This window comes from uncultured Shewanella sp., assembly GCF_947495455.1.
In the GTDB taxonomy this organism is placed as follows: domain Bacteria; phylum Pseudomonadota; class Gammaproteobacteria; order Enterobacterales; family Shewanellaceae; genus Shewanella.
The window spans coordinates 1-12,644 of the sequence record NZ_CANLZC010000133.1 but is presented as its reverse complement, the minus strand read 5'-3'; the positions used below and the strand labels follow the sequence as shown (position 1 = coordinate 12,644).

At 40.3% G+C, this 12,644-nt stretch carries 8 protein-coding genes; 2 read left to right on the top strand and 6 right to left on the bottom strand.

Annotated features, from left to right (window positions below; all coding sequences use genetic code 11):
* Positions 1-120: 120 nt before the first annotated feature.
* The 3 genes from Q0791_RS22485 to sigZ all read right to left on the bottom strand — a co-directional run bounded on the left by Q0791_RS22485 (position 121) and on the right by sigZ (position 8,856).
* Positions 121-4,977, bottom strand: a complete 4,857-nt coding sequence (locus Q0791_RS22485) for a M4 family metallopeptidase (protein WP_299011391.1) — start codon at positions 4,975-4,977, stop codon at positions 121-123.
* A gap of 793 nt (positions 4,978-5,770) precedes the next feature.
* Positions 5,771-8,191: a hypothetical protein gene (locus tag Q0791_RS22480; protein WP_299011390.1), complete on the bottom strand. Its 2,421-nt coding sequence runs from the start codon at positions 8,189-8,191 to the stop codon at positions 5,771-5,773.
* Positions 8,192-8,271: 80 nt separating this feature from the next.
* A complete protein-coding gene (sigZ, locus tag Q0791_RS22475) occupies positions 8,272-8,856 on the bottom strand; it encodes an RNA polymerase sigma factor SigZ (protein WP_299011389.1) in 585 nt (194 codons plus the stop codon).
* A 238-nt stretch (positions 8,857-9,094) separates the two neighbouring features.
* Between sigZ and arsH the strand changes: the two genes are divergently transcribed.
* Entirely contained in the window at positions 9,095-9,820 is a 726-nt protein-coding gene (arsH, locus tag Q0791_RS22470; protein WP_299011393.1) for an arsenical resistance protein ArsH, read from the top strand.
* Between the two features lie 152 nt (positions 9,821-9,972).
* On the opposite strand, the gene Q0791_RS22465 is transcribed toward arsH, so the two are convergent.
* Together Q0791_RS22465 and Q0791_RS22460 are read right to left on the bottom strand one after the other, a co-directional pair.
* On the bottom strand, positions 9,973-10,458 hold the full coding sequence (locus Q0791_RS22465; RefSeq protein ID WP_299011388.1) for a hypothetical protein: 486 nt from the start codon (positions 10,456-10,458) through the stop codon (positions 9,973-9,975).
* Positions 10,459-10,501: 43 nt separating this feature from the next.
* Positions 10,502-10,672, bottom strand: coding sequence for a hypothetical protein (locus Q0791_RS22460; RefSeq protein ID WP_299011387.1), 171 nt, complete (start codon positions 10,670-10,672; stop codon positions 10,502-10,504).
* Positions 10,673-10,804: 132 nt separating this feature from the next.
* Between Q0791_RS22460 and Q0791_RS22455 the strand changes: the two genes are divergently transcribed.
* Entirely contained in the window at positions 10,805-11,665 is an 861-nt protein-coding gene (locus tag Q0791_RS22455; RefSeq protein ID WP_299011386.1) for an ion transporter, read from the top strand.
* Between the two features lie 139 nt (positions 11,666-11,804).
* Here the strand turns inward: Q0791_RS22455 and Q0791_RS22450 are convergent, their stop codons facing one another.
* Positions 11,805-12,275 carry a WbuC family cupin fold metalloprotein gene (locus Q0791_RS22450; RefSeq protein ID WP_299011385.1) on the bottom strand — a complete coding sequence of 157 codons (471 nt, stop codon included), beginning with the start codon at positions 12,273-12,275 and terminating at the stop codon, positions 11,805-11,807.
* Positions 12,276-12,644: the final 369 nt, after the last annotated feature.

The window sequence follows — 12,644 nt, the reverse complement described above, 5'->3', positions numbered from 1 at the left end:
GAGATAGGACTCGGATTTTGACGCATTTAAACGATCAGTCAACCGATCAATAAATCGTTAAATGATCGGCATTACCCCTTTCGGGGCTTTTATATTGACATCACATATTTCCGTAAACGGCTACTGGCATTTACTCCGTTGAAATGTGCGCCCCAAATAAGTCAACCATAACAACAAAGTTAACCAAGCAAGTGCGCCGCCTGAAGAGTCATTGGATTTCGCAGATTCAATATTCTCAATCTTCTCAACATTCTTAATAGTAAAGTTCATTTTATTGATCACTTGCTCTTTCCCATCACTCACAATTAGTGTTACACCAACTAACGTATCTTCATCGACTTCAGGCAATGTTACGTCGATAACACCATTACCTAAGTCAACAAATTCAATATGACTGCTTTCATTAAATACCCATTCATACCTCAGTAAATCACCATCTTCATCTGTAGAGCCTGACGCATCCAACCTCAACACACTGCCCTCATCACCACTTAAAGGTACCGTGATATTTACTATTGGTAAATGGTTAAGCTCATTCGATGCTATTGCCGCGGTCAGACTCACATGCCCATTAATCAAACCATCGAGATCATAAAGCCCCCCATCTTCAATCATCAACTTGACACATTGCTTGCCATTTTTCATTTCGGGTACATATTGATGACCTTCAATATTCGGACAATTCCCCTCTGCATCCATTGTTGCCGATGCGAGTGTGTTATTCGCATCTTCAGATAGCACATACCAACCTAAAGTGGGTGTATAAACCCTTAAGAAAGCATCACTGGATACATGATGAGATAAAGGTAATAGCAGCTCTGCTGAAACTTGACCGCTAGGGACCATGACATCCACACTAATGAGTGGACTAATTAACTGACTGTCTGTATCAAGGTGGATGGTTTCAAACGCATTCACGACAGATGTCCACACGTCCTCTTTAATAACAGGCGTGTTCCCTCCAGTCATTAATGTATTATCAACTTTTTCAGCGAGTACAACATCAGCACTTCTTGCACTGAAACCATGATGTAATAAATTAAATGAACTTAAGCGTAGCTGGCTTTGACTGCTCGTTGAAACAAACTGCAAACTATCAATTAGAGGCAAACGAGTCAGATTATTATCATTATCAAGATAATCGGCAATGCCATCATTATCTGTGTCGCTTAGCCCTTCTTCGATATCACTCACCCCATCATTATCTGTATCTACTTCACCGAGGCTCGGAGCCATATTTGATACAATCACACCATGATTCAAAGAGAGTATATTATTGTATTTAGCATCGTCCTTAAGAACAGAAATCATCATATTGTGCTGACCATGACTCAGCTCACTGGGATCAAACCTCACTTCCCTAGCCAATTGAGTCGTGATAATCGATTCGAACGCATCTCCGCCTTGAAAGACAATATCATACGATGCTAATGGATCCACATCATCAATCATCACCTTAAGCGCCACTTCCCCTAAATTGGGATCGACAACGCTGACTTTTTCTCCCGCCTGCATCAACTGTACTTGCACATTTGGCATAAAGTCTTCGGTAATGAGCCTGACGCGAGTGTGAATATTAGATGATAATATCGCCCCATTAACTGCCGTTAATTGTACACTGATATTATCAGCCGCCGTCACATCACTCGGTAAATCAAAACTGATGACGCCCTGCTGACCTTCTGTGATAATCGCGCTTTTCTCTATTATATTAGCCAGTCCATCAATACGATAATCAAGTATTACCGGATAATGAGGTGCAGTGCCTGTCAAGAAAGCAGCAATATCAACCCTTCCCCCCGTTGCAACTTGCACCTGTGTTTGTAACGAAACGAGAGGTTGGATCCCTAATTCAAACACACTCGTCCCGATATTACCACTGACATCAATCGACTCAATTTCAACCTGTTTAAGCCCTGATGAATAAAGGGTGTTCCCCACAAAATGAACGGGTAACTCACCATCGACTAAATCAAAAGCGGTTATGTCAATACCATGGCTTCCCACCCGTTGAGCAATATCCGTTACTACCCCACTTGCAGCAATAACCTGATACGCTTCATGACTAATCTTAGGTGCAGTCGTATCCTGAATCACGACAGTTTGACGCTCCGTCGATATATTTCCCGCAACATCTGTTGCCGTCCACGTTACTTCGTAACTGCCTACAGGCAAATCAGCATCATGATCATGGGTCACCTTAACAGGTAACCAGCCATTATCAACCACTAAGCCTTCTGGAAACACTAACTCAGTTAATGGACCTTGTGCTTCAATCTCTAATCGATTAGATAAACTAAAAGCCGGTACCTGATTTTGCCCAACACTTGCATTTAAAGGGCCTTCATCTTCACCATCAATGATACCATCACTATCACTATTGCCGATAAATGTGCCTAACCGATATTCAAGTAAATGCGTTAACCCATCTAAATCTGTATCGAGTAAAGCATCCGCAGCATCATTAGGGTTTAATCCATTTGCCAATTCCCAACTATCCGGCATACCATCAGCATCACTATCGACTAAATCTGTACTATCTGGGTGCTCAACAAGTGGATTGAAGATAATATTATCTATCCATACTGTATCTAGCCCCGTTGAAACACTGCCATCCTTAGCATATTCCCAAATAATGCTATGCTCGCCCCTATCAAGATAATAGCTTGAAGTCGATGTCCAATCTTGTACACCACTCCATTGTTGGATCAATTCTCCATCTATGTAAAGTTTAAGAAAATCCCAGTTTTCCTCTGTGTCTAATTTAAAATCAAAGGTAATATGGCCAGCCAAGAAATATTGAGTCCAGTTAACTTGCACAAATTGATCATGATCAATCGTTTCTGAAGTTAAAGCATATTGTCCTTCACTAGCCGTTTCACTTGTGGTTGACCAATTCGCTTCTGTATTCGATGCCATTGTCCACTGTACTGGAACTTCATTATCTTCAAAGGAAAAAGCGGCTGTATTAATAAAATCAGGTAAAGACTGCGCATCCGTGGGATCACTGCCCATAATATATTCAACATAATTCAAATAACTATCACTATCTAAATCATTGAGTCGATCTAATACATTGACAGGATTAAGCCCATATAACAATTCCCAATCATCGGGCATTTTATCATTATCTGAATCAGTTAACTTAGGGTTAGTAAAATAGGTCTTGACCTCATCAAGATCCGTTAATGTATCACCATCGGTATCAATTAATGAAGGATCGGTATCGGCAACATACTCTTCTAGATTGGTTAAGCCATCATTATCTAAATCTAACCCCGCATCCGCAGGATCAGCATTATTCAGCCCATAACCTTGCTCCCAACTGTCATCCATTCCATCTTGATCGCTATCAATAAAAGGCAAGTTATCACAGATCACACCGACTTCATTAAAGGCATTGATCACATCAATAAACGAATAACCACGGTCATTTGCCGCATTGATAACACCGCAGGCACCATCAATAAAGTTCGTGTTCGTTGTCCAATAATGAATATTCGCATCAACCATGACTTCAAAGGCTTTTTGGACACCCCAATCAGTTTTATTAGCCAGTAGATAAAAAGCATGGTTAAACACACCACTGCTAAAGTGCACATCCATACCAGCAACATATTGGCTAGCATGGCCAATCGATAAGCCGTCTTTAGTGGGATCATCAAAATAACGCAACGATTCGGCTTGCTTAGTAATATCGGCCCCCATTAACCAATCATTACTGCCTCGAAGAAACACTTCTGCTGCTTCGCCCGCCATATCGGAAAAAGCCTCATTAATACCGCCAGATTGATCCACATAAATGAGATTTGAATTTTGCTGCGTAAACCCATGGCTCACTTCATGGGACACCACATCTAATGATACTAATGGGTAAAACTTATCCGCACCATCCCCGAAAGTCATCGACGTTCCGTCCCAAAAGGCATTATCATAACCATTGCTATAGTGCACTTTCATCAGTAATTGGAAGGTTAATGGTGCTCGACCATACCAATCGCTGTACATATCAAATACAGCTGTACCAAAAGCATGTGCATCATTTAACGGTGAATAAGCCCCATTAATGGCCTTATGAGTATTACGTGAACAGTCAAATGAGAAGGTCTCAGTATTATCATAGCCGTGCTCAAGATCAACCGTACGCACATTGTCATTTTCAAGCAAGCACTTATCGCCCACTTGTGAAATACTCATCGCCGAATAATCAGTTCCATATTCATATTCACCGGTTTTCTCATTACCACCAGGTCCTGTGCCCTCAACGAACTTTAAATCGTTCCAGCTTTTTAATACCAGTCCCGTATGCTCATCCAAGATAAAAATAGGTTGAGCAACCTTGCCTTTTTCATCAACGACTTGTAAGCGATAATACAAAGCGAGATGCGCTTTTTTATGCTCATCAATAAAAATATATTGCTTAGTCTCTTCATTTGAAACAGTAAAATCATCATCCAGCTCAAACCAAGCTTTTACTTTGTTTAATAAACGTGATCGACGTTCAACGCCTAACTGAATTGTCGTTGCGCTACCCAATCCCCTGTTTGTAAGATCATTTTCTATTTTTGATGCTAGTAACCCATTTAAACCTATGATCTGTTGAGTGGCATCACGATGAATAACAATCTCGTGACCCCAAACAGGAATATCATCGAAAAACTGCTGATAACGAGTATGTGTCAATACATTAGTTGCAGGCACCTTTGTATTTATCGGTGGCAATAATGTCACCCGTGATTGATGAGACAAGCCCATACTTGTTGACTCACTCATACTTTTTAAAGCATAACGCGTCTGCAACGGCGTAGATGAGTTTAAGGTGAAAGGCGTATTAACTGTATTGACTTGTTGTGGCTCGATTAAAGGAGAATCCTTTACAGTTAACCGCTGACTATTAGCGGCATAAACTAAATCAGTACTTAATAAAAAACAAGGAAATAAAACAAAGGTATTTTTAATTTTTTTAAAATTTTTCATAGCTACAATATTGAGTCACATCCCATGTGAAAATTGAATTCTTAAGCTAAAAGCGTTCATAGAAACACATGAAGTGCATAAAAAACAAACGCCTGCCTAAACAATAACATAAGACACAATATTAACATATGAAAAACATTAACCCAAACAATTAAAACCATTTTACATAAACAACATTACAACCCATTTCTATACACATGTTGAGGTACACTTACTTAACCATTGATAAGCCATTGTCCAAGTCTTCTCATCTTGAGATAGCGAAACTCTATCTCTTATACGGTTAATCCAATGCCCATTTTTCTTTTCGACAAAGTTAAACCAAAGCCTGCGAAAAATAGCATCGGCCATAATGATGGGTTGACAGCCTTTGAGTAAAGTCGATTTCAATTTCTTAAAAAACCGAGTATGGATTGCGTTGCGACTTTCATGATATTTGCGTTTTTTGTTCTTGGTCGAACTTAAAGATCCCACAACATCATGACAGTTCCCAAATAAAATCAGATTATTGAAAATCCCCAATGACTAAAACTGGGGATTCATCAGTGAGGATATCTAACTGCTCCTTATTAGCATTAGTCTAACAAGGCCAACAAGAGCCAGTTAAGATAGAGGGGTTATGCTGATAGAAGTTGCTTCCAGTATTGTGTGTCTGTATCGATAGATATGTATTAAAGATCACACAACACCATGAAAATTGCCAAATTATGCAGACAAAAGTTGCTTCCAGTACTGTGTGTCTGCATCGATAGATATGTATTAAAAATCGCACAACACTATGAAAGTTCGCAAATTATGCTGACAAAAGTTGCTCCCAGTACTGTGTGTTTGCATCGATAATAGCCTCATAAAAACGGATCATCCGCTCAGTGTGATCCACCAAGATATCATCAACGAATAAATCCGCCTGCTCAAGCGCAATGGTAACACCATCAATGATCGCTTTGTCCTCATTCTCAAAACGGACATAATCAGCTGTCCCCTGTGAGAATATACGATCAACTTCAGCTTTCAGTTGTTGCTCTTTTTGTACAAGTTGAGCCAGCGTTTGCGCTTGTAGTGCCTCAGGCGAAGCGGCTTTTAACGATGTGAGCTGTGTCTCAAGCTTTGGCTCGGGCTCATCCGCTTTCTCTATTGAAGCAAGCTGATTGTGCTGCATCAAGGAAACCGTCCCTTGAGCTGGCGCTTGGCTCGCCTGTTGTAACTTATTAACCAAATAATCATAATAATGCATTAGCGTTTCTAAATCATAACCCGTCTCTAGGCCAGTTTCATGTTGTGCTAATACTGTCTGTATGGCTGTCACTAACAACTTAGGTAACTTCTCGATGTCCTTAATTTCCATAGAGTGCCCATTCCCTAAGTTATTACTAATCATCTGCTTTAATGCATCTTCATTTGGCAACATCTGAGTAGTTAAATTCATGTACAACTGATATGCCATTTTCACCATGCCTGAGCGCCCATTGCCGGAGCCACAATGCACAGTCACATTTTTACCTTGATTCTGTAATTCCACTAACGTGTTGACAATCTGCTGAATTTGCTCAGGTTGATGCCCACCTTTAGGCCGCTTAACATCAAAATCCTTTAAATAATGCTTCTCCTCGGCAATATGCTCAATACCTAAATGATGTTCTTTGATCAGACGTTTAATATTGTCATATTGCCCTGTCTCATCATGTGCCACTGAAACTAATGCATGCACCTGACTCTCAGCTAACAGCTTTAATTCAAAGGTTAACTCATCATTCATCCCAGCCTGAGAAGCCCCATAACCTAAGCGATGGATGGAGGAAAGGTGAGCCGCACCATGAATATCCATCACATGGAAATTAGAGACATAACAAGGCTTACCCCAAAGATCTTTCGTATGATATTGTTTATCAACCTGAATGCTGGCGGTTTGTACAAGTTGAGCTAAATTCAGCTTAGGCAATCCAACACTGGCCAATTGATTTAATGTTAGCCCAGTATCCAATACCGTTTGCTGCATAGACCTATGCTCATTTAATTTTGCTTGTAATTGATTTTGAGAAGCGTCTGGGTGTATTGAAGGCTTTTCTTTTGGTGACAACAAGGACGTGTCATCCACATCAAATACGAAATTCGCATTCGCAGGCGCTAAATTTATGTTTGGCGACACGACAGGTGAAAGGCCCAACGCTAATGGCTGCCCTATCCAATGGGGGAGCTTATCCTTTGCCTCTATGTCATCGATAATCTGTTCATTAACGTCCATATCATCCATGTCCACAACTGACGCAGCCTCATTGTTTTTCCCAATAATCGAATCGTCTTGTGCTTGTGCTTGTGCTTGTGCTTGTGCTTGTGCTTGTGCGCCATGTTGAATGGATTTTATGTCTGTGCCATCAAAAGAAAATCGAAACAGTGGCGCACCACTTTCTGTCAATGTCATAATGCGCGTTAACCGTTCCTGATCACCCATGTTCAAGAAACCTCGCAATTGATTAAACGCCGCACTCACCATTTTTGCATCCTGCCCCCCTAAAAAACCCTTGAGTACTTTTATTGCGTCAAATTTATTGTCTTGGTTAACACTCTGCTCCAGCTTCTTCCAAATGGCTTGATGGGCTGGATCTAAGCTATCAGCAATATCCTTAATCTCAGTGTCATTTGCACCAACATTTGCATCAATATTATTTGCAACAGTGGGATTAACCACACCGTTTTGATTAAGGGCTTGATGGACTGAAGCTAAGCTATTTGCATCAACTTGAATGGGGTTAAGCGTATTCTTTTGATTATAAACTTGAGTGTCTAATTGAACTGCGGGCTCGGCTTGACTATTCACTTTGCTATCCACTGGCGCTTGCTGTTTAACAAGATCCTCCTTTATTTGGCTTGATTGCTGCATTGGCAGATTAGCAAAGGGGATAACCTTAAGCGGCGCTAATTTATTTACACCATCAAATAGACAATAGTTTCCTGTATCAGCTTGTATGCACAATCTGTTTTTAAAAGCGGGAGCAAGATAATCATTGACTTGATCTAATGCTCTATTGGCAGCTAGTATCGACTCGGCCTCCACAAGTGCTTTAAGGGCATGTTTAGTATTCGCCACATTAGTCCAACATACCCAGTCTTTAATATGATCCCATATAGAAACATCCAATGATTGAGTATCATTAAAATCGATAGATAATGTTTGATTAATACACCCACTAACAATTAGCCCTATTTGCCCGCTCATACTACCACTTCATTCTCATTAACAAAGGCCCATTCTAGCTTGCTCAAAACAGGCTGAATATCAAAAAAACAGCATGCTTATCAATTTTTCCCCTCTTTCACTTCATAATCCATAAGCTGACCTCGGCGATCCAGTTGCATATAGCAACAATCGTCAAACACTTTTCGTAGCTGAGTTCGTGCCTTCTTTACTCTCGACTTTAAGGTGGAATAAGCAATACCATGGGATGTTGCATAGGCTTTTTGTGACATGCCGTTCAGCTCAATGGCGATCAATAACTGGCGACTCTCTGTAGATAACCCATGAACAAAAGGCTCAATACAGTGAATCAATTCTTGTTTTACCTGCTCATTCATGTCCGCCTTATTGCTATGTACACTTAATGGATGAATATCGTCACCTTTATCACTGACTGTCAGCCATTCGTCCAGTGCAATCTGAGTGATCTTACTATGACGCCGATAATGATCACTAATGGCATTCCTTGCAATTTGAAACAACCAGGCTTTGACACTGGTTTCAGTGCGCACAGTGTGTAAATGTTGATGGGTTTTAATTAAAATATCCTGCAACACATCCTCGACATCGGCCTCATTGGCGATCTTAGTGTGCAAAAACGCCTTTAAATTTAACCGATATTCATTCCATATTTTTTCTAACGTCACGCCAACTGACCTCAAGTTGATTCATATATTCATTATAAGTAAGACGTTTAAACAAGCCAAAAGACGAGAAAAAGACGAGAAAAAAACAAAAAATAAAAATCTGTCGTCTTTTTTAAGTTCTGCTCGTCTTAATAAGTAAATAACATTATTAGAGATAAACAAAATGAAAGATTTCACTCATAAAGACGGCTTAAATAGCTATTTAAGTGAGCAAGACGTTAACCTGACATTACCGACTATGCCGCCATTTGTGCAGCCATTGAATGAAGCTCAAAGCAACGCCAGTGTGAGTCCCGTAACAACGGCCTTCCATCAGCCCAAAGTGCTCATCTTATATGGCTCATTACGCCCACGTTCTTATAGCCGTTTAAGCGCAGAAGAAGCTGGGCGAATATTAACGGCCATGGGCGCCGAGGTGCGCTTTTTTAATCCAGAAGGTTTACCCCTATTTGACGGCGGGAGATCGGTCGATCACCCTAAAGTGCAAGAACTGCGCGAGCTCGTCATGTGGTCAGAAGCCCAAGTCTGGTCATCACCAGAAATACACGGCAACATGTCCGGTTTGCTAAAAACTCAAATTGATTGGATCCCACTTTCATCAGGTGCGGTTAGGCCGACTCAAGGCAAAACCTTGGCAGTCATGCAAGTCACCGGCGGCTCACAAAGTTTTAATGCTGTGAATAATATGCGTATTTTAGGCCGCTGGATGCGCATGTTCACGATTCCCAATCAGTCTTCCATAGCCAAAGCCTATAATGAATTTCATGAGGATGGCACCATGAAAGCCTCGTCTTTTCGCGATCGTATTGTCGATGTGATGGAAGAGCTGATGCGCTTCACCTATTTAACTCGAGATCAGAGTGATTTTTTACTGGATCGTTACAGCGAACGTAAAAAAACCGCTCTCGATCAAGCCACTCAAAAAGCCCAAGAGCAGATCTTCACGCAAGCGATAGGAGAATAAAATCCCCCCAGTGACAAAAGCTTTCTGATTATTATAACTAAAGTACAATTAAGCACTGCTTTTATAGTCCTATTATCAATGGATAACATAATAAATAAAAGCTAAAAGCAGTGCGACTCTTGCTCTTTATCACAGAGGATAAAGCGGACTGACTATAACAGCAAGATTTTTAAAATTCGATGACGGCTTCCATCGGACAAATAATCAATTGCGACACACAAGCCATTGCTAATGACATTATCCTGCTCCCCGCCCCCTTTAAAAAAAGGGCCGGAATCAATAGAGCTAAATTGAAAATCCACCCCATTAACCCTAAAAGCTACCAACCGCGTTTCTGGCTTCGGCCCAACAACCTGATAATCAGTAATACACCCTTTCGTTTGCAAAAAAAGATTATTTTCAATTCTATGTTGCCATTGAAGATGTTCAACATAACTCCATAAAGTGCTGAGCATAACAATTACCATGGTTCCAACAAAGAAGCGGACTAAAACCAGCCTCTTGACCTTAGTCACCTCAGCGGCAATCTCTGATAAAACAGGATACTTCAACACACAAAAAACAATAACAGCAATGGGGACAATGCCTAATAACTGATCGACACTGGTATCGATTGTTGCTTTGAAATATTGATTCAAACCTTCACTCACACAAAAAAATAACCAATTAAATCATATTAATTTATTTATATATAAATGTAATGCCCAAGGTGACTAAGGTTGAATAAAGTGCACCTGCTTCGACCATTTGGGCCATAGCCTCACCTGCACCGAAAAAACGATACCCGTCATCCCCCCAAAAGATAAACACTAGATGTAATAAAGCCGCTAAACCACTGCATATCGCAGCCAAAAGAAGATAATCATTTCTCTTTTTTCAAAAACGTCCTTATTTAATTAATCGAAGCAGCTTTTGCTTTGCCCAAGCCGTTAATTCCTCTACAATCGCCACCTTGTTAACTCTACTTTGATTTAATGTTTAGTCATGGATATAAAAAACATTCAAGCGTTATCAATCCGCTTACGTAATAATAAAATTTTTGAACTCTTTGTCGTCAGTATCATTATTCTTTCTGCCCTGCTCATCGGCGCAAAAACCTATAATATGCCAAGCTTGCTGGTGGAGATGGTCAAATTACTCGACATGGCCATTACGTTCATTTTTCTTTTTGAAATTTGCGTACGTTTTTTAGCAGAAGAAAATAAAAAACGCTTCTTTCATAATGGCTGGAATGTCTTTGATACCCTCATCGTCGTCGTTAGCTTAATCCCGATTGAAAATGGTGAAATGGCCATTATTGGTCGACTCGTGCGCATTTTCAGAGTCTTACGTATGGTCTCTATTATTCCTGAATTGCGCCTGTTATTAAACTCCTTACTGCGCGCCTTACCGCAACTAGGCTACGTCTTACTGCTCATGTTTATTATCTTTTATATTTATGCTGCCGTTGGTGCCACCTTCTTTGCCGAAATCAATCCCGTGCTTTGGGGTGACATATCCATTTCACTACTGACCTTATTTCGAATCATGACCTTTGAAGATTGGACTGACGTCATGTATGAAACCATGGAAGTTTATGGCTTTAGCTGGATTTATTATCTCAGTTTTATTTTCCTTACCGCGTTTGCTTTCCTCAATATGGTGATCGGAATTGTGGTCAATGTATTAGAAGATGAAAATGCCCGTGCCCAAGCCGAAAAAGACAAAGCCGAAGGCAAAATCACGCTGGATGAATTAGCATTAGAAATTCGTCAATTGAAAGCCTTATTAGAAGCACAAGCCACTGACAAACATGAGCCCTTAGATCACAAGCACAACAGCCCCCGTCATCCAGTCAGTGATTAATTAAGTGGCTCAATAAAAATGGCAACCAAGCTTTTGATATTCTGTATAGTATTACAACTATAAACTCTCATAAAAAGCTTGGTTTTTATTGGGCACTTTTACAGACTCTACAAACATTTATCTTGAAATTCTACAAATATCAAGGGGATAACGCACGTAATCTTTCTAGAAAAGCAGTCGCCTCCTGCGTATTTTCTATTGGCGCCCAAGGCGCAAACTCTTTATCTGTCTGAGCAATATACGGCCCCTCCTTAATTTCTAATGCTAAGGTTTCCGTTTGTTGCGCCACATAAGTATGCCAAGTATTTGCAGGTATCTGGATCACGCGTGTTGCTATTGGACTCATATGTATACGAGACAATAAACAGCCGTCATCATCAAAAATAAGCACGTCAATTTTTCCCGAAAGCAGCATAAACATTTCCCATTTATGGCTTTCTACATGACGATGAGGACAAATATAAGTATCAGGCTCCATGGCCATAAGTAACCGCTGTACATTGGCATTCAAGGTTTCATGAAGATTGAAATGAGCCCTCTTTCGTTTAACTTGACTCGCTTTTTCAGTTAACGCATTAAAATCATCTTGTGTCACCGTATTGATCATCATCGCTTCCCCAATATGCTCGATAAATTGTTAATTCAATGTACTTATACCCGTGATACTTCAAACTGCAGGATTCAGCTGGAATTAAAAGCCTTTTAGACAAGGCATTGAACATCGAGCCTAGTTATTCTAAGCCGTTGTTTAATAACACAGTATAAAAGGCTTTTAAACCAGCCCTTTGGGAGTGTGTAAAAGCACCAACTTCTACGTTGCATGATCTTAAAAGGCAATAAGCATTTCAGCAATCATACGCCTTGAATTAGGCACTTTTACGCACTTTGAAAACATGTATCTCGAAGTATCACGGGTACTGATGAATCCCCAGTTTTTTTACTCACAGGTGATTCCCAGGAAGTTGATTTTATTTGGGAA